Origin of the sequence: Nonomuraea sp. NPDC049141 (assembly GCF_040648415.1) — a bacterium.
GTDB lineage: Bacteria > Actinomycetota > Actinomycetes > Streptosporangiales > Streptosporangiaceae > Nonomuraea.
Window position 1 is genome coordinate 167,662 of record NZ_JBEZDR010000010.1, and the last position, 16,558, is coordinate 184,219.

Genomic DNA, 16,558 nt, shown 5'->3' on the forward strand with positions numbered 1-16,558 from the left:
CTAGTAGGTCAGCGCGGGTTCGCGGACGGCGCCGAGGTCGAGGTCACGTGGCCCGCGCCGGACCACCCTGGCGATGAGGACGTAGTCGACGAGCGCCAGCAGCCCCAGCACGGCCGCGAAGGCGACCAGCGACCCCGTGATCATCGGCGGGGTGAGGCCGGGCGTCATGGCGTCGGCGACGGTGAGTTTCTCCCAGACCATCCACGGCTGCCGCCCCAGCTCCCTGGCCAGCCAGCCCATGATGGCCAGCACGAACGGCAGCGGCGTCATCAGCATGAGCAGCGGATGCGTCCACCGCCAGCGTGGCAGGAAGCGGATCAGCGGCAGCATCAGGAACAGCACGACGAGTGCGAGCAGCTGCCCGATCTCGATCATGAACCCGAGCGGCACCGCCCCCGAGTCGCCCTTGAACTTGCCGTCCTGGATGCCGGCGAACTGCGCGTAGCCGAAGCCGATGGTCAGGAAGATGCCGATCGAGGCCATGGTCACGCCCGTACGCAGCGACTTGGTGAAGAACTCCACCTCGGACGTACGGCGGCGCAGCTGGTAGGCGCTCGCCCCGACCAGCACCATGGCCCCGGTGAACAGCCCGGCCCCGATCACGTGCGGGAAGGAGAAGACCAGCGTCTTGTTCGTGAACAGCGCGCCGACGTCGACCAGCTCCAGGTGGTCGCCGCTGACGAGGGCTCCGGCCGGGTTCTGCAGGAAGGAGTTGGCCGCCATGATGAAGAAGGCGCTGGCGTACGCGGTGAGCGTCACGAGCCAGATGCACGCCAGGTGCGCCCCTTTGGGCAGCCGCCCCCAGCCGAAGATCCACAGGCCGAGGAACGTCGACTCCAGGAAGAACGCCACCAGCGTCTCCATGGCCAGCGGAGCACCGAAGACGTCGCCCGCGTAATGGGACAGCCCACTCCACGAGAGCCCGAACTGGAACTCCATCACCAGCCCGGTGACCACGCCCAGCGCGTAGTTGATGACATAGATCTGGCCCCAGAACCTGGTCAGCCGCTCGTGCAGCGGTTTGCCCGCCAGCACCCAGCGCGTGTGCATGATCGCCACCAGCGGCGCCAGCCCGAGCGTCAGCACGACGAACAGGAAGTGCAGGCTTCCTGTCACCGCGAACTGCAACCGGGCCAGTTCCAGCGCTTCCATGCGCCGACCCCCTTCATTGTGTCTGTCTACCTATAGACAGTCTACATATAGACGGCCTACCTGTAGACTGGCTACTCAATGAAGCGTTATCTAGGATCGGAGCCATGAACCCCGACGCGCTGCGCGGCCATATGGACGCTCTGCTGCTCTCCGTGCTGGAGCGCGAGCCGTTGCACGGCTACGCCATCATCGAGGCCCTGCAAGAACGCAGCGGGGGCGCGCTCAACGTGCCGACCGGCACCGTCTACCCGGCGCTGCGCAGGCTGGAGCGGATCGGCTACCTGGCCAGCGAGTGGGCCACGGTCGGCGGGCGCAGGCGGCGCACCTACCGTCTGACCGATTCGGGGCGGAAGCAGTTGGAAGGGGAGCGGTCGGCCTGGGCCGAGTTCGCGAGTGTGATCGGTGGCGTGCTGCAGCCGGGGGTCAGGCAGTCCGGCTGACGCGCAGGCAGCGGGTCGCGCCGTAGAGCTGCAGGCCCCAGAAGGCCGCCGTCACGAGGTTCGTGAGGACGGCGGGCAGGAAGGTCTGGGCGCTCTCCTGCATGTCGGCCCCATAGGAGAGCAGCAGGCCCAGCCCCACGGTCACCGGCAGCATCAGCCAGACGATGATTCCCAGCCACTTGGTCACCAACTGTGGCCTGCGGATCCACCGGGTGCCCCGGCCCAGTGCGAACAGCGACAGCCCGCCGTACAGGCCCGTGGACAGTTGCAGGATGTCGAGCCCCCGCGAGGCGGTGTCGTACCAGTCTGGCCTGGCGACCCAGGCGGCCAGGGCGGTGGTGGGGTAGAAGCGCCAGACCACCGCCCACATCAGCACGATGATCGGCAGGCTGATGAGCATCAGCAGGCCCAGCCGCCGGCCGGCCGCGGCGGTCAGCTCCCGCTGGTAGCTCGGCACGATCTCGCTGATCGCGCCGAACTCCCGCACCGCCAGCCGCTCGGCCTCGGCCCGGGCCAGACCCTCGGCCTCCAGCGCGTCGGCGGTGTCGGTCAGGCTGTCGTGCGCCTCGACGACCAGGTCGCGCTTGTGGCCCGGCGGCCCGCACAGGGCCTCGCCCAGTTCGGCCACGTAGTCGTCGATCTGCATGCCCCTTATCTTACGGAGGGAGATCCTCCTGTGTAATCAGGGATCCCCCCGATGCCTTGATATGTAGGGAAATTCCTACGTATAGTGGCCGACATGCACATATCCGCCGACCATGTGTTCACCGCGCTGGCCAGCCCGGCCAGGCGAGAGCTGCTGCGCCTGCTGCTCGACGAGGGCACGCAGCCGGCCGGGCGGCTGGCCGAACGCTTCGACATGAGCCGCCCCAGCGTCTCGGAGCATCTCAAGGTGCTCAAGGACGCCGGCCTGGTGGCCGAGACCCGGCGGGGCCGGGAACGGCTCTACCGGCTGGAGGCCGCGCCGCTCATGGAGATCCGTGACTGGCTCACGCCGTACGAACGCTTCTGGAGAGAGCGGCTCACCAACCTGAACTCCCTGCTGGACGAGATGGAAGACGACGATGCCTGAACCCACGACGCAAGATCGGCGCGCGATCCGGATGGACCAGTTCCTCGCGCATCCGCCCGCGAAGGTGTGGCGGGCCCTGACCGAGCCGGAGCTGGTGGCCCGCTGGCTCATGCCCAACGACTTCAAGCCGGAGGTCGGGCACCGGTTCACCTTCACCACCAAACCCGTGAAGCAGACCGACTTCGAGGGCGTCGTCTACTGCCAGGTGCTGGAGCTGGAGCCGGAGAAGAGACTGAAGATCAGCTGGACCGACGGAAAGAACGCCGACTGGACCGTCACCTGGCGCCTGGAGCCCGAGGGAAAGGGCACCAGGCTCTTCCTCGACCACGAAGGCTTCGACCCGGACGACGCGATGCAGCAGCTGGCCCGCAAGATCATGGACGCCGGCTGGCGCTCCTCCCATTTCGCGGCGATCGCCGAGGTCCTCGACACGCTCTAGGGGTGTACGGCGAGCTAGTGGTGTACGGCGGGCGGTGGGTCGGCGGCGCGCTCCGCGTGCGAGGTCGACGTCCAGAAGAGGGCGCCGACGGTGAGCGCCATCAGCAGGGCGAGCCAGGCCGCCGCCCGGCCCATCCGCATGCCGTACCCCCACAAAAGCCACGAAAGCGACAACAGCCACCGGCGACCCGCCTGGCGGCGCATCTCCATCGCCGCGAACGCGAAGTCGGCCGAGGTGTCGACGTCGTCGACCTGGGCGCGTAGCCCGGTGTAGAGGGCGGCCAGCCGGTCGGGCGCCGTCAGCCGATCGGGCCCGGCGGGCGGATCGAGCGCCGTCGGACGGTCGTGCGCGGCCGGATGACGAGCAGGGCTGTCGCCGGGGGTGGTCCAGCCGCGCATCGTGTGCTCGTCGGCCAGCGCGCTGCGCCGGGAGAACCAGCGCAGCATCGGCCAGCGCAGGCTCACCCGCACCCCTCGCGGAGTCAGCGCGAACGTGCAGTTCTTGACCCGGACCGCGGCCGGGCGGGCCAGCCCGGCGAACCGGCACCCCGACAGGTCGAGGCCGAACAGCGCCAGGTCGGCCGCGTCGACGTGGCGCAGCGAGGTCAGCGTGGACCAGCCGCGCCCGGTCACCATCGCGGGCCCGCGCAGCACCGCGCCCTCCAGGTCGGCCTGGGAGTCGGTGAGCCGGATCGTCGCCCCGCCGGTGACCTCGATCCGCCGCAGGTCCACCCGGCCGGACGCGACGGCCACGTCGAAGGCGCCGTCGGCGCGCGCCCGCGAGGCGGACAGCCGGCCGGTGGCCGAGAGATAGGCGTCGGCCGCGAAGTGCGCCGTGTCGAACCTGGCGTGGCCGGTGACCTTGCGGAAGGACAGCGTCCGGCCGAACCTGGCGCCGCGGAAACTCGCGCCGTCGCCCAGCATGGCCCCGTCGAACGTGGCGTAGCCGTCGAACCTGGCCCGCTCGCACGACAGCCCGTGACCGAACACGGCCTGGCTGAACAGCGCGTCCCGCGACATCACCGCCCGGTCCAGTGACAGGTGGCCGCGTACTCGGACGCCGTGGAACGACAACTCGCGGGCGAATCCGGCCCCGGCCAGCGACACGTTGCCCTCGAAGCGGGCGCCGAAGAACGATGCCAGCCGCTCGAACCTGGCGCCGTCCAGCGACACGTCACCGGTGAACGTCACGCCGGACAGCCGCACGTCACCGGTGAACGTGACCCGGTCCAGCCGGGCCCGGCCGGGTCTGCCGCCCGTCGCCTCGATGATCCTGGCGAGCAGTGGGCCGTTGATCGGCGTGCCGCGCAGGTCCAGCAGGCGTCCGGGGGTAATTTCGTCGAGTGTCACGGCGACTTCGTCTGGTTGCAGGTGTGCCAGGCATCGGTCGTACGGCTGGCGGGCGATTCCCATGCAGGCTGCCGAAGAGGCGCAGGTGACCCAGTCCATGCAGTCCTCATACCCGGTAGCACCCAATGTCAAGGTTGGATGATTTAATGTTCTGGCCACTTTCATGTGGAAATATGTGACCGCAATTAGCTCTAAAGTGCCGGTCATGCATGTTTTAAGCCGAGCTTTTCTCGTCGCGTTCGTCGTGGCCGCCGCCCTCCCCGCCACGCCCGCGCTCGCCACACCGGCCACGGCGTGTGACACACCGCCGAGCCGGCGGATCGCGGAGGTGCAGGGCGACGGCGACGCCAGCCCGCTGGCCGGGCAGACGGTCACCGTCGAAGGCGTCGTCACCGGCGACTTCCAGCGCGGTGACCAGCTGAGCGGCTTCTTCTTCCAGGACTCGAAGCCGGACGCCGACCCGAAGACCTCCGAGGGGCTGTTCGCCTACGCCCGCGACACGCTCAAGGACGTCGCGGTCGGCGACCGGGTGCTCGTGACGGGCAAGGTGACGGAGTACAACGGGTGGACGGAGCTGTCTCCGGTCACCGCGGTCGACGTCTGCGGCACCGGGTCGGTGGCGGCTCAGCCGTACAAACTGCCGGGTGACGGGCGGGAGCCCGTCGAGAACATGCTGCTCACCTTCCCGCAGCCGCTGACCGTCAGCGAGCACTACAACCTGGGCCGTTACGGCGAGGTCACCGTCTCCTCCGGCGGGCGGCTGTTCCAGCCGACGGACCGGCCCGGCGTGGACGCGGCGCTGAACGCGCGCCGCTCGCTGCTCATCGACGACGGCTCCAGCAGGGAGAACCCGGCCACCCTGCCGCCCATCGTACGGACCGGCGACCTGGCCGTGGGCATCACCGGCGTGCTCGGCTACGGATTCGGCACCTACCGCCTGCAACCCACCAAGCCGATCAACTACCACAACACCAACCCGCGGCTGCCCCGGCCGTTCCCGGTCGTGGGCAACGTCAAGGTGGCCTCGTTCAACACACTCAACTGGTTCACCACCCTCGGCTCGCGCGGCGCCACCAACGCCGAGGAGCAGAAGCGGCAGCTCGCCAAGCTGGTGGCGGCCCTGAAGGGCCTCAACGCCGACGCCGTCGCCCTCATGGAGGTCGAGAACAACGGCCAGACGGCGCTCCAGGCACTCGTGGACGCGGTCAACGCCGAGGTCGGCGCGGGTACGTACGCGGCGCTCCAGCACCCGTACCCCGGCACGGACGCCATCCAGGTCGCGCTGATCTACAAGCCCGCCAAGCTCACACCCGTCGGCGCGCCGCAGGCGTCGCAGGACGCGGTGTTCAGCCGGCCGCCGCTGATCCAGACGTTCCGCCGGACGGCGGGGGGCCAGCCGTTCACCATGGTCGTCAACCACCTCAAGTCCAAGGGCACCTGCCCGTCCAGCGGCCCCGACGCCGACCAGGGCGACGGGCAGAGCTGCTGGAACGCCACCCGCGTCAAGCAGGCCGAGACGCTGCTCGCGCTGGTGAAGGACCTGCCGAACCCGGTGGTGCTCGGCGACCTCAACGCCTACGGCGAGGAGGACCCGATCCACACGCTGGAGGCGGGCGGGCTGACCAGCGTGACCAAGAAGTTCGTGCCGGCACCGCTGCGGTACAGCTACCTGTTCGACGGACTGGCCGGAGAGCTCGACCACGCACTGGTCGGCCGGCAACTGCTCAAGCGGGTCACCAGCGCGACGATCTGGCACATCAACTCGGACGAGCCGCGCATCCTCGACTACAACACCGAGTACAACCCGGCGTCCCTGTACAAGCCGGACGCCTTCCGCTCCTCCGACCACGACCCGCTCGTCCTCGGCCTCACGCTGCCGGGCCGCTGACCCCTTCGTCACGGGCGGCCCGCACACCGCGCGGGCCGCCACGGACGTGATCCGGTCTTCTATCTGGTCCAGCATGGTGAGAAGACGCGACAACCGGGTGATCCCGGGTTGACGGAGCTCGGGCTTCTGCAGGCCGAGCGGCCTCCTGGACCTCGCAATAGAGATCGCTTCGGTGAGCCATCTGCGATAGAAACGCGGTGGCTACGCGAAGGCGACAACGGCATATCTCTCGTCCTGGATGGACCGTCCCCACAGAGCGGGATCGAGCAGTGGCTCGACGCGCGAAGTCCGTACCATCGGTCGCAGCGCCTGCATGAGCCGCTCGGCCTCGACCCCGCCCATCCACGGCATCCCTGCGGTTTCTCCTGGATAGGAGTGGTCCTCACTCGGTTCGGCAGTTGCCCAGCGGCCCTCGATGAGCACCAGACGCCCGCCAGGACGCAGCAGATCGACCCATCGGCGCAGCGCCTTTTCGGGGGCGGGCAAGGTCCACAGCAGGTGACGGGACAGGATCACGTCGAAGGACGTTCCCGCCTGCGCGGGCGGGCTGCTCGCGTCGCCTACCATCATCACGGCATCGAAGCCGGCCTCCGTGAGCTTGTGGCGGGCCTGTTCGACCATCAGCGGCGCCAGATCCACCCCGATCGGCCGGTGGCCCTGCTCGGCGAGGAGCAAGGACAACGAGCCGGTGCCGCACCCCAGGTCCAGGACATCGGCGGGTGAAGGAGGCAGCCACGAGCGCATGCGTTCTGCCCACGCCGCTCGGACATGGGGCTCCCGAAGGCCGTGATCGGCCTCTTCGTCGAAGGAAACGGCGGAAGCATCCCAGAACGATGCGATCAAAGCACTGTTTTCCGTCATCGGCAGATCATGCCAGCCGACACCGACAAGCGCCGGTGCAGCGGGAGCGTCAGGCGTTGTCGATCATGGCGACGGACACCTGCCAGAGGCGGGCGGCGGCGTCGGGGTCGACGGCGTATGACGCGAAGCCGCGCCGGAGTCCGGGTGTGTGCGGAGCGGCCGGTCGGCAGTCCTCGAAGTACTGTCCGGTCACGCCTTCGACGAGGGGTGAGGCGGCCAGGAGGGTCGAGGTGGCCGCACCCTGGGCGATGTTCTTGACCGTCACGCCGTCGCTGGATTCGGGCTCGAATGATGCGGGTGGGGCGGACATGTGCCGCGACAGGCCGGTGCTCCAGATGCGGCCGGGGTTGAGCGCGTTGACCGCGATGCCATCGCCGGCCCAGCGCCTGGCGGCTTCGACGGCGAACAGGATGTTCGCCGTCTTGGATTGGCTGTAGGCCTTCCACTCGTCGTACGGGTGGTGCTCGAAGTTGATGTCGTCCCAGATGATGTCCCCGTTGACGTGGCCCACGGAGCTCACCACGACGACGCGGGCGTGCCCGGCGGCCGCGAGGGCGTCGTGCAGTCCGGCGGTGAGGGCGAAGTGGCCGAGATGGTTGGTGGCGAACTGCAGCTCCCACCCCTCGGCGGTGCGCCGCTCGGGGGTGGCCATGATGCCGGCGTTGTCGACCAGGATGTCGAGCGGACCCCGCCATGAGGCGACGAAGGCGTCGATCGAGTCGCGGGCCGACAGGTCCAGGAACGCGACGTGCACGCGCGCGTTGCCGGTGGACGCCACGATGCCGGTGGCGACTCTCTCGCCCTCGGCGGTGTCGCGGACCGCGAGGGTGACGTCGGCGCCGGCCTTGGCGAGCACCCGCGCGGTCTCCACGCCGATTCCCGACGACGCTCCCGTCACGATGGCCTTCTTGGCGGACAGGTCGACGCCCTCGACGGTCTCCTCGGCGGTCGTGGCCGGTCCGAAAGGGGTCGTGACGTGGTCGGTGTTCATGCGGATGTTCCTTCGCATAGGATTAAACGGAGTCGGGTCCGGTTAGCTCCACTATAAGCGGACCCGGCTCCGGTTACATACTCCCAGGAAGCGATCAATGGCCGCGAAGGACCCCAGACAGCCCCGAGCCGATGCCCGGGCGAACCGTGAACGGCTCCTGCGGATCGCGACCCGCGCCTTTGCCCGCGAAGGTCCCGGAGCCTCGCTGAAAGGCATCGCGAAAGAGGCCGGCGTGGGCATCGGCACCCTGTACCGGCATTTCCCGACGCGAGAGGACCTCATCGAGGCCGCGCACGCGAGCGAGCTCGCGCGGGTCTGCGATTCGGCGGACGAGGTGCTCGGCACGATGCCCGCGGACGAGGCGCTACGCCTCTGGCTCGGACGATGGGTGGACTACCTGACCGCCAAGCACGGCCTCGCGCAGGCTCTGCGGCGCGCAACGACCCCGCCGGCCAGGCCATGCGGCCCAAGCCGCGGTGCCACGGCGGCGACCGGCGCGAACGCCGTCGCCTTCCCGGGCGCCAGGGTCCGTGCGCTCGACGCGGTGAGCCGGCTCCTCGACGCAGGGGTACGGGACGGCCTACTCCGGCAGGGCGTTGAGCCACTGGACGTCCTGGTCGCCGCGCACGGTGCGGCCATGGCGGCCCTGGACGCCGATCAGGTCGAACGTCTGCTCAACTACCTGCTGGACGCCCTGCGCGCCGGAAGGCAGGAGGGCGCGGAGAGCATCGGTGCCATGTCGCCGGCGGGTCCGGCGTCAAGCGAGACGATGGAGCAGGCGGCCGAAGACGCCTGAATCATCACACTCGATGGAGTATCCGTAGGTGATCGGCTGCTTGCCGGTGTGCAGCCTCTTCGGGAATCGGCGCATGTTCGTGCCATGCCTGAAGTCGGCGGGGATCGTCGCCCCCATCAGGTCGAACAGCCGGGCCAGGTCGGTCTCCGGATGGATCAGCACCGCGATCACGTTCGACGGCGTGCGTTTCCGGTCGAGGTAGACGACTATGCCTCGGTCGGGTTGTTCCAGCTCGCAGTAGTACTTCACCACGTGCGTGAGCTGGAAGCCGTATTCGCCGGCGACGGTGACGAGAGATCTCTCCAGATCACTCAGCGGATGTCGATCGATGCCCACAGCGCTTCCTCTCCGGACGGACGAGCCGGTGGAGCTGTTCAGGGAATCGATCTTCTGGCAGAAAGCGTGTGCCCACAAGCCCGTTCAGGACAGGTCGGACAGGTCGAGCACGAAGCGGTAGCGGACGTCGTTGCGCTGGAGGCGGTCGAGGGCTTCGTTCACTCGCGCTGAGGGGAGAAGTTCGATGTCGGCGGTGATGCCGTGCTCGGCGCAGAAGTCCAGCATGGCGGCGGTCGCGGGCCGGCCACCGCTGCCCGCGGAGCTGAGTTTCTTACGTCCTACGAGCAGTTCGGTGATCTGCACGGTGACCGGTCCGAGGTGGCCGACGTGGCTGAGCGTCCCGTCCATGGCAACGAGTCGCAGGTAGGGGCCGAGATCGTGGGGGGCGGAGATGGTGTCGATGACGACGTCGAATCGTTCCCGCGCGTCGGCCAGTTGTGCCGGATCCGTGGAGACGATGAGGTCGTGGGCGCCGAGTCGACGGGCGTCGTCGGCTTTGTCCGCCGAGCGGCTGATGGCCGTGGTGCCGGCGCCGAGTGCCACGGCGAGTTTGACCGCGAGATGCCCCAGGCCGCCAAGCCCCGCCACGGCGACGCGGGTGCCTGGCCCCACGCCGAGTGCGCGCAGCGGCTCCCAGACGGTGATTCCGGCGCAGAGCAGCGGGGCCGCGGCGGCAGGGTCGAGGCCGGCGGGGAGGAGGTAGGCGAACTGGTCGCGGACGACGTACTCGCGGGAGTAACCCCCCAAAGTGGTCGATCCGTCGTGGCGGTCGGTGCCACCGTAGGTCAGGGTCGGGAACTCGTGGCAGAAGTTCTCCTGGCCGACCCGGCACATGGCGCACACGCCACACGAGTCGACGATGTTGCCGACCGCGACCGGGTCGCCGGCGGTGAAACGGGTGACCTCGGACCCGACCTCGGTTACCACTCCCGTGAACTCGTGGCCCGGCACCAGGGCCGCGTTGCTCTCACCGGTATGGGCGTGAACGGCGTGCAGGTCGGTGTGGCAGACGCCGCAGTAGTCCACGCGTACCGCGATGTCGTCAGGACGCAGGTCGCGCCGTTCGAGAGACATCCGCCGCAGCGTCGTCGCGGGGCCGTCCGCTCGCCAGCCCACTGTGGTCCTCATGTCGACTCCTTTAAACAGACTGTTCGGTCTATTTGAGACTAGCCATGGGCCGACCGCTAAGCAAACCGACTGTTCTGTTTGATAGCCTGGCCGCATGGTCGATCAGCCTCTGACCTCCCGTGGCGTCGCGACGCGCGGTCGCATCCTCGACGTCGCGACCCGGGAGTTCGCCGAGTACGGGATCGCCGGGGCGCGCATCGAGCGGATCGTGGCCGCCGCACGCACCAACAAGGCGCAGCTCTACGCCTACTTCGGCAGCAAGGAAGGGCTGTTCGACGCCATCTTCTTCGGTTCGCTGGAGCGGATCGTGAACGTCGTCCCGATCGACGCCACCGACCTCGCGGACTGGGCCGTGCGCCTCTACGACGAATACCTCCGCCGCCCCGACCTCATCCGGCTGGCCACCTGGGCACGCTTGGAGCGACGCCCCGCCGGTCACCTCGTCGAGGCCGACGGTCTCAACGACCACAAGCTGAACGCGATCGCCGAGGCGCAGGCCGCGGGCATCGTCAGACCGGGTGACCCGTTCGACGTGATGGCCATGGTCATCGCGATGTCCATGGCCTGGTCACCGGTCAGCAACGTCTACGCCGCCACCGCCGAGGAGCCCCCGGAGCTGCACGAGCGGCGTCGCGCCCTGCTCCGCGAGAGTGTCAGGCGCGCCGTGACGACCGGTTCATGACCGCGTGGGTGTGACGTGGGCCGCCCGGGCTGTGGACATGGAATGCTGGTGGCGGGTACGTGGTTGACAGGTTTGCACCTTGAGATGACATACCGACTTCACTCGACGATACGAGGAGCCACTGGTGGCGAGCATCGAGGTAACCGAGAAGAACTTCAACGACATCGCCGACAAGGGGATTGTCCTGCTCGACTTCTGGGCCGAATGGTGCGGCCCGTGCAAGATGTTCGGGCCGATCTTCGAGAAGGCGTCCGACAAGCACGAGGACATCACCTTCGGCAAGATCGACACCGATGCGGAGCAGGCGCTCGCCCAGGGCTTCGACATCAGCTCGATCCCGACGCTCATGGCGATCCGGGACGGCATCGTGGTCTACGCGCAGCCCGGCGCGATCCCGGCGCCCGCGCTCGAAGACCTGATCAGCCAGGTCCGCGCCCTCGACATGGAGGCGATCAGGGCCGAGCTCAATGAGGAGCTGAAGAGCGCCGAGCAGAACTGACCGCACCACGAAGCCCCGCCGCATCAGCGGGGCTTTTCTTGTGCGCCTGCTAGGGCTTGCGGCCGACGCCCGCGTAGCCGACGTTGGTGGCGGCCTCAAGCAGCGGTTCGTCGGTGTCGGGGCGCCACTCCTGGGGGTAGACCAGGCCGGGCTCGGCCAGTTCGTAGCCGTCGAAGAAGCGGGCGATCTCCTCGGGCGTCCGGAGGTTGAGCGCGGCCGTCGCGCGCTCGTAGATCTCCAGCGCCTGCGGGGTGGTGTCCGGCTTGGCGTCCACGGCGTGGCTGACGACCAGGTAACTGCCCGCCGGACCGGCGTCACGGAGCCTGCCGACGATCCCGTACGCGGCCTCGTCGGGGAGGAAGTGCAGCACGGCCAGCATCAGGAACGCCACCGGCCGGCCGAAGTCGATCGTCTCGCCCAGGACCTCCAGCAGCGCGCCGGTGTCCCTGATGTCGGCCTCGACGAAGTCCACCTGCGCGCCCGTCAGCAGGGCCCGCCCATGCGTGCACACCACGGGGTCGTAGTCGACGTAGACGACATGCGCCTCGGGTGCGATCTCATGCGTGTTGCCCTGGGTGGGCAGCCCCGCGCCCAGGTCCACGATCTGCTCGATGCCTGACTCGACCAGATGATGTACGGCCCGGCGGAGGAAGGCCCGATTGGCCCTGGCGGACTCCCGGGTGCCGGGGAACAGCGTCAAGATCTGCTCGGCCGCGGCCCGGTCGACGGCGAAGTTGTCCTTGCCATCCAGGAAGTAGTCATACATCCGGGCGACGTTGGGCACGCTCGGGTCCACGCCATCCGGGGCCCTGTCCACGATCTCTCCCGAGAGTTGAGGATTTTTCACCTTTATCAGGGCGATCCTAGGAGATGGCGGCCGGGCATGACCGAAGAATGCTCTGGCAGCCCCGGGTCAACCAGGGCTGCCGGTCGTACTCAGCTGGAGCGGTAGAGCTCAGCCACCCGGAACGCGAGGTCGAGCGACTGGCCGCGGTTGAGCCGCGGGTCGCAGGCCGTCTCGTAGCGGCGCGACAGGTCGTCTTCGACGATCTCGTGGCCGCCGCCCACGCACTCCGTCACGTCGTCGCCGGTGAACTCGATGTGGATGCCCCCGGGATGCGTGCCGAGCGAGCGGTGCACCTCGAAGAAACCCGTCACCTCGTCGAGCACGTCGTCGAGGCGGCGCGTCTTGTGGCCGCTCGGCGCCTCCCACGTGTTGCCGTGCATCGGGTCGCAGATCCAGGCGACCTGCGCGCCCGCCGCGGTGACCTCCTTGACCAGCGCGGGCAGGTGCTCGCGGATCTTGGAGGCGCCCATGCGGGTGATGAACGTGAGCCGTCCCGGCTCGTTCTCGGGGTTGAGCTTCTCGACCAGCGCCAGCGCCTCGGCGGGCGTGGTGGTCGGGCCGAGCTTGACGCCGATGGGGTTGCGGATGCGGGAGAAGAAGTCGACGTGCGCGCCGTCGAGCTGACGGGTGCGCTCGCCGATCCAGACCATGTGCGCCGACACGTCGTACGGCTTGCCGGTCCGCGAGTCGATACGCGTGAGCGCCCGGTCGTAGTCGAGGATCAGCGCCTCGTGCGAGGAGTAGAACTCGACCGTGTGGAACTCCTCCGGGTCGGCCCCGCAGGCGCGCATGAACGCGAGCGCCTGGTCGATCTCCCTGGCCAGCTGCTCGTAGCGGCGACCGGCCGGGGACTCGCCCACGAAGTCCTGGTTCCAGGCGTGCACCTGGCGCAGGTCGGCGTAGCCGCCCTTGGTGAACGCGCGGGCCAGGTTGAGCGTCACGGCCGAGGAGTGGTAGGCCTTCAGCAGCCGCCACGGGTCGGGGTTGCGCGACTCGGCGGTGAAGGCGAACCCGTTGACCATGTCGCCCCGGTAGGCGGGCAGCTCCAGGCCGTCACGCGTCTCGGTGCCCTTGGACCGCGGCTTGGCGAACTGCCCGGCCACGCGGCCGATCTTCACCACCGGCACCTTGGCGGCGTACGTCAGCACGATCGCCATCTGCAACAGCGTCTTGAGCTTGTTGCGCACATTGTCGGCGGTCGCTCCGGCGAACGTCTCGGCGCAGTCACCGCCCTGCAGCACGAACGCCTCGCCTCGCGCGACGGCGGCCAGCTGCTCCTTGAGCTGGTCGCACTCGCCGGCGAAGACGAGTGGGGGCAGGCCGCCGAGCTCGGCGACGACCTTCTCGAGCTCGCTGCGGTCGGGCCAGTCAGGCTGCTGGGCCGCCGGCAGGGCTCGCCAGGAATCGAGTTCCTCGGGATTGCTCAGTGCGCTCACGACATACGAGGGTATGCTACCGGCTCGCGGTCGCCGACCCCGATGTCCACGTTGTGAGAACGGACCCGCGCCCGGACGGGCCGAGCGGGGTCAGCGTTCGGGCGTCATCACGTGCTCCGGGCGCACTCCCAGACCGAGGAAGCGACGGACCACCCCGCCGACCAGCGGATTGCGCGGCAGGTTGGCCGGGATGCGGGGCGGCGCCACCTGACCGTTGATCGTCGGGCCGATCAGCCGGTCCTGCGCCACACGCTGCACGGCCTGCGTGACCCTGGTGGGCAGCAGGCGGCGGCGCTGCAGCCGGTGCAGCAGAGCCTCCGGGATGGGCAGGCCCGCCCCCAGCGGCGCCGCCAGCAGATTGGCTGTGGCGACCGCGTCCTGCACCGCCAGGTTGATGCCGACGCCGAACATCGGTGACATCGCGTGCGCCGCGTCGCCGATGGCCAGGAACCCGGGCCGATGCCAGCGGCGGAGCCGGTTGATCGCCACGGTGAGCATGCTGACGTCGTCATAGCTCGTGATCTGTCCGATGCGGTCCCCGAGCCACGGCAGCAGCCGCGCCGCCGGCTGGCGGAACGCGTCGATGCCCCGCTCGGCCAGCCGGTCGAAGCCGCCCTTGGGAATGATGTAGGCGAGCTGCCAGTAGGTCTCCCTGTTGATGCCGACCATCATGTGGCCGGTCGAGATCCGCAGGAACGTCTGGTCGGGGTCGCTCTCGACCCGCGGCAGCCGGAACCACAGGACGTCCATCGGCGCGCCGAACTCCTGTGGCACCAGCCCGGCCGCCGCGCGCAGGGTCGAACCACGGCCGTCCGCGGCCACGGTCAGCTCCGCCCTGATCTCATGCTCGCCCGATTTATCGCGATATCGCAGCCCGCGCGCCGCGCCGCCCTCGCGGATCAGGCCGGTCGCCTCGGACTCCATGAGCAGGCGGAACGTCGGGTACTTCTGGGCCGCCGACGTGATGAGCTTCAGGAAGTCCCACTGCGGGACGAACGCGATGTAGTCGTACTTACCCGGCAGCCCACGCAGGTTCGCGAGCTGGATCGGCCCGTCGTCGGTTATCAGGGCCGCCCCGTACGCCTTGCGGTGGGGGAGCTTCAGGAACTCCTCCACCAGGCCCAGCTCGTCCAGCACCTGAAGGGTCGATGGATGGATCGTGTCGCCACGGAAGTCACGCAGGAAGTCGGCGTGCTTCTCCAGCAGGGTCACCTCGACGCCTGCTCTGGCCAGCAAGAGGGCGAGCATCGCGCCCGCCGGTCCGCCGCCCGCTATTACACAGGACATATTTCATCACCCGATGAGATTGTAGCTCTCTGTGGAGAAATGCATAGACCATCCGCCATCCGAAACGCCCGAGACGCCGAAGTAAGGGCGTGAACCCCCGAGCGACGTGGAGTGCGACATGAGCAAGGAGCTCCACACCTTCTCCGGCGCCTATGCCGTGCACGCGCTGCCGGACAGCGACGGGGTGCTGTTCGAAAAGCACATGAAGGAGTGCCCCGCGTGCCGGGCGGAGGTGCGGCGCCTGCGCGAGACGGCCGCGCTGCTCGCACTCGCGATCGCCGAACCACCGCCCGCCGCCCTGCGCGCCCGCGTCCTCGCGGCCGTCGCCGGGGTGCGGCAGGAGCCCGCCGCCCGGGTACGGCCGCTACCTGCCGACGACGCCCCCACCGTCTGGCACCCCCGCCGCCCGGGACAGACCCCGGCCGTGTGGGAGGCGACCCACCCTGCCGACAGCCCGCCTCCCTGGGACCCGACCCTCCACGACACGACCCGGCCGCCGGACGAAGCGACCGACCGCGACGCGATGGTCTGGGAGGCGGGACAGCCGCGTGATGAGACGCGGGCCGTGAGACGGCGGCCGGACAGCGCGACCGACCGCGACGCGAGCCGCCCGCCGGACCGCACGCCGGACGGCGCGGCGGTCCGCGAGGCGGTGTCTGGGGGCGGGGGCGGGCGGTCTCAGGAGTGGGCCGGGTCCGGCGATTCGGCCACGATCCGGGTCCTGTCCGAGAGCCCGGTGGTCCCCGAGGTCGCTGCTTCGGCCGGGGCAGTGGTCGTGCCGCTGCGGCGCTGGCGGGGGCGGGTGGTGGCGGGGCTGGCCGCGGTGTCCACGGCGGCGGCCATCGCGCTCGGCGTCGTGGTGTTCGACGCCCGCCGCGATCTGGGCGATCTCCAGGCCAGGGACGGCGAGGTCGCCGCGGTCCTGGCCGCGCCCGATGTCACGACCGTACGGCAGTCGATCACCGCGGGCGGCAGCGGCACCGTCGTGGTCTCGCGCGCCCGGGGGCGGATGGTGTTCACGTCGTCGGGCCTGCCCGAACTGCCGAAGTCCAGGGTGTACGAGCTGTGGCTGATGGGCCGCGACGGCATCCGCCCGGCGGGACTCCTGAACCAGCGCCCGGACGGCGTCACCACGCCGATGCTGGCCACCGCGGCCAAGGGAGACGAGCACATCGGCCTCACAGTCGAACCGGCGGGCGGCTCCAAGCAGCCCACGACCCAACCGGTCCTGTTCGCCGAACTCCCCACGGCCTGACCGCACCGCACGGGCCGAGCTTCTAGGGTGACGCCCAGTCGTACGGCGGGAGGCTAGGGACGCCCAGCCGTATGGCAGGAGATTAGGGGCGCCCAGCCCG

The 16,558-nt window shown here is 69.3% G+C and carries 18 protein-coding genes; 8 read left to right on the forward strand and 10 right to left on the reverse strand.

The window, feature by feature from the left end:
- Positions 1–1,152, reverse strand: a complete 1,152-nt coding sequence (locus AB0B91_RS29895) for a cytochrome ubiquinol oxidase subunit I (RefSeq protein WP_358326549.1) — start codon at positions 1,150–1,152, stop codon at positions 1–3.
- Between the two features lie 104 nt (positions 1,153–1,256).
- Between AB0B91_RS29895 and AB0B91_RS29900 the strand changes: the two genes are divergently transcribed.
- Positions 1,257–1,592, forward strand: coding sequence for a helix-turn-helix transcriptional regulator (locus tag AB0B91_RS29900; RefSeq protein WP_219534206.1), 336 nt, complete (start codon positions 1,257–1,259; stop codon positions 1,590–1,592).
- Here the strand turns inward: AB0B91_RS29900 and AB0B91_RS29905 are convergent.
- Positions 1,576–2,238 (reverse strand): permease prefix domain 1-containing protein, encoded by a 663-nt coding sequence (locus AB0B91_RS29905; protein ID WP_358326552.1) that lies wholly within the window; start codon positions 2,236–2,238, stop codon positions 1,576–1,578. The genes AB0B91_RS29900 and AB0B91_RS29905 overlap by 17 nt on opposite strands.
- Before the next feature lie 93 nt (positions 2,239–2,331).
- On the opposite strand from AB0B91_RS29905, the gene AB0B91_RS29910 reads away from it, so the two are divergent.
- Entirely contained in the window at positions 2,332–2,664 is a 333-nt protein-coding gene (locus AB0B91_RS29910; protein WP_358326555.1) for a metalloregulator ArsR/SmtB family transcription factor, read from the forward strand.
- The gene (locus tag AB0B91_RS29915) at positions 2,657–3,103 is read left to right on the forward strand and encodes an SRPBCC domain-containing protein (protein WP_358326557.1); all 447 of its coding nucleotides are present in this window, start codon (positions 2,657–2,659) and stop codon (positions 3,101–3,103) included. The genes AB0B91_RS29910 and AB0B91_RS29915 overlap by 8 nt, the downstream gene beginning before the upstream one ends.
- 14 nt (positions 3,104–3,117) lie before the next feature.
- Here the strand turns inward: AB0B91_RS29915 and AB0B91_RS29920 are convergent, their stop codons facing one another.
- Positions 3,118–4,452, reverse strand: a complete 1,335-nt coding sequence (locus tag AB0B91_RS29920) for a pentapeptide repeat-containing protein (RefSeq protein ID WP_358326560.1) — start codon at positions 4,450–4,452, stop codon at positions 3,118–3,120.
- 205 nt (positions 4,453–4,657) lie between these two features.
- Between AB0B91_RS29920 and AB0B91_RS29925 the strand changes: the two genes are divergently transcribed.
- The gene (locus AB0B91_RS29925; RefSeq protein WP_358326564.1) at positions 4,658–6,340 is read left to right on the forward strand and encodes an ExeM/NucH family extracellular endonuclease; all 1,683 of its coding nucleotides are present in this window, start codon (positions 4,658–4,660) and stop codon (positions 6,338–6,340) included.
- Positions 6,341–6,541: 201 nt separating this feature from the next.
- Here the strand turns inward: AB0B91_RS29925 and AB0B91_RS29930 are convergent, their stop codons facing one another.
- The gene (locus tag AB0B91_RS29930) at positions 6,542–7,201 is read right to left on the reverse strand and encodes a class I SAM-dependent methyltransferase (protein WP_358326566.1); all 660 of its coding nucleotides are present in this window, start codon (positions 7,199–7,201) and stop codon (positions 6,542–6,544) included.
- A 49-nt stretch (positions 7,202–7,250) separates the two neighbouring features.
- Positions 7,251–8,192: an SDR family NAD(P)-dependent oxidoreductase gene (locus tag AB0B91_RS29935; protein ID WP_358326569.1), complete on the reverse strand. Its 942-nt coding sequence runs from the start codon at positions 8,190–8,192 to the stop codon at positions 7,251–7,253.
- A 97-nt stretch (positions 8,193–8,289) separates the two neighbouring features.
- On the opposite strand from AB0B91_RS29935, the gene AB0B91_RS29940 reads away from it, so the two are divergent.
- Positions 8,290–8,988 (forward strand): helix-turn-helix domain-containing protein, encoded by a 699-nt coding sequence (locus tag AB0B91_RS29940; RefSeq protein ID WP_358326571.1) that lies wholly within the window; start codon positions 8,290–8,292, stop codon positions 8,986–8,988.
- On the opposite strand, the gene AB0B91_RS29945 is transcribed toward AB0B91_RS29940, so the two are convergent.
- Together AB0B91_RS29945 and AB0B91_RS29950 are read right to left on the reverse strand one after the other, a co-directional pair.
- A complete protein-coding gene (locus AB0B91_RS29945; protein ID WP_358326574.1) occupies positions 8,950–9,324 on the reverse strand; it encodes a hypothetical protein in 375 nt (124 codons plus the stop codon). The two genes, AB0B91_RS29940 and AB0B91_RS29945, sit on opposite strands and share 39 nt — an antisense overlap.
- Positions 9,325–9,408: 84 nt before the next feature.
- Positions 9,409–10,452, reverse strand: coding sequence for an NAD(P)-dependent alcohol dehydrogenase (locus AB0B91_RS29950; RefSeq protein WP_358326577.1), 1,044 nt, complete (start codon positions 10,450–10,452; stop codon positions 9,409–9,411).
- A gap of 94 nt (positions 10,453–10,546) precedes the next feature.
- Between AB0B91_RS29950 and AB0B91_RS29955 the strand changes: the two genes are divergently transcribed.
- Complete coding sequence (locus tag AB0B91_RS29955) at positions 10,547–11,134, forward strand: TetR family transcriptional regulator (protein WP_358326580.1); 588 nt, start codon at positions 10,547–10,549, stop codon at positions 11,132–11,134.
- Between the two features lie 124 nt (positions 11,135–11,258).
- Positions 11,259–11,633, forward strand: coding sequence for a thioredoxin (gene trxA / locus AB0B91_RS29960; RefSeq protein ID WP_358326583.1), 375 nt, complete (start codon positions 11,259–11,261; stop codon positions 11,631–11,633).
- A 49-nt stretch (positions 11,634–11,682) separates the two neighbouring features.
- On the opposite strand, the gene AB0B91_RS29965 is transcribed toward trxA, so the two are convergent.
- The 3 genes from AB0B91_RS29965 to AB0B91_RS29975 all read right to left on the reverse strand — a co-directional run bounded on the left by AB0B91_RS29965 (position 11,683) and on the right by AB0B91_RS29975 (position 15,203).
- The gene (locus AB0B91_RS29965; RefSeq protein ID WP_358326585.1) at positions 11,683–12,450 is read right to left on the reverse strand and encodes an SAM-dependent methyltransferase; all 768 of its coding nucleotides are present in this window, start codon (positions 12,448–12,450) and stop codon (positions 11,683–11,685) included.
- Positions 12,451–12,569: 119 nt separating this feature from the next.
- Complete coding sequence (locus AB0B91_RS29970; protein WP_358326587.1) at positions 12,570–13,916, reverse strand: class II 3-deoxy-7-phosphoheptulonate synthase; 1,347 nt, start codon at positions 13,914–13,916, stop codon at positions 12,570–12,572.
- 90 nt (positions 13,917–14,006) lie between these two features.
- Positions 14,007–15,203: an FAD-dependent oxidoreductase gene (locus AB0B91_RS29975; protein WP_358326590.1), complete on the reverse strand. Its 1,197-nt coding sequence runs from the start codon at positions 15,201–15,203 to the stop codon at positions 14,007–14,009.
- Positions 15,204–15,321: 118 nt separating this feature from the next.
- On the opposite strand from AB0B91_RS29975, the gene AB0B91_RS29980 reads away from it, so the two are divergent.
- Positions 15,322–16,458, forward strand: coding sequence for an anti-sigma factor (locus AB0B91_RS29980; protein ID WP_358326593.1), 1,137 nt, complete (start codon positions 15,322–15,324; stop codon positions 16,456–16,458).
- The last annotated feature ends 100 nt before the right edge of the window (positions 16,459–16,558 follow it).

Bases quoted from the DNA above. Each gene is read 5' to 3' on its own strand.
- AB0B91_RS29895 (WP_358326549.1), bottom strand. From the start codon at position 1,152: ATGGAAGCGCTGGAACTGGCCCGGTTGCAGTTCGCGGTGACAGGAAGC.
- AB0B91_RS29900 (WP_219534206.1), top strand. From the start codon at position 1,257: ATGAACCCCGACGCGCTGCGCGGCCATATGGACGCTCTGCTGCTCTCC.
- AB0B91_RS29905 (WP_358326552.1), bottom strand. From the start codon at position 2,238: ATGCAGATCGACGACTACGTGGCCGAACTGGGCGAGGCCCTGTGCGGG.
- AB0B91_RS29910 (WP_358326555.1), top strand. From the start codon at position 2,332: ATGCACATATCCGCCGACCATGTGTTCACCGCGCTGGCCAGCCCGGCC.
- AB0B91_RS29915 (WP_358326557.1), top strand. From the start codon at position 2,657: ATGCCTGAACCCACGACGCAAGATCGGCGCGCGATCCGGATGGACCAG.
- AB0B91_RS29925 (WP_358326564.1), top strand. From the start codon at position 4,658: ATGCATGTTTTAAGCCGAGCTTTTCTCGTCGCGTTCGTCGTGGCCGCC.
- AB0B91_RS29930 (WP_358326566.1), bottom strand. From the start codon at position 7,201: ATGACGGAAAACAGTGCTTTGATCGCATCGTTCTGGGATGCTTCCGCC.
- AB0B91_RS29935 (WP_358326569.1), bottom strand. From the start codon at position 8,192: ATGAACACCGACCACGTCACGACCCCTTTCGGACCGGCCACGACCGCC.
- AB0B91_RS29940 (WP_358326571.1), top strand. From the start codon at position 8,290: ATGGCCGCGAAGGACCCCAGACAGCCCCGAGCCGATGCCCGGGCGAAC.
- AB0B91_RS29950 (WP_358326577.1), bottom strand. From the start codon at position 10,452: ATGAGGACCACAGTGGGCTGGCGAGCGGACGGCCCCGCGACGACGCTG.
- AB0B91_RS29955 (WP_358326580.1), top strand. From the start codon at position 10,547: ATGGTCGATCAGCCTCTGACCTCCCGTGGCGTCGCGACGCGCGGTCGC.
- AB0B91_RS29975 (WP_358326590.1), bottom strand. From the start codon at position 15,203: ATGTCCTGTGTAATAGCGGGCGGCGGACCGGCGGGCGCGATGCTCGCC.
- AB0B91_RS29980 (WP_358326593.1), top strand. From the start codon at position 15,322: ATGAGCAAGGAGCTCCACACCTTCTCCGGCGCCTATGCCGTGCACGCG.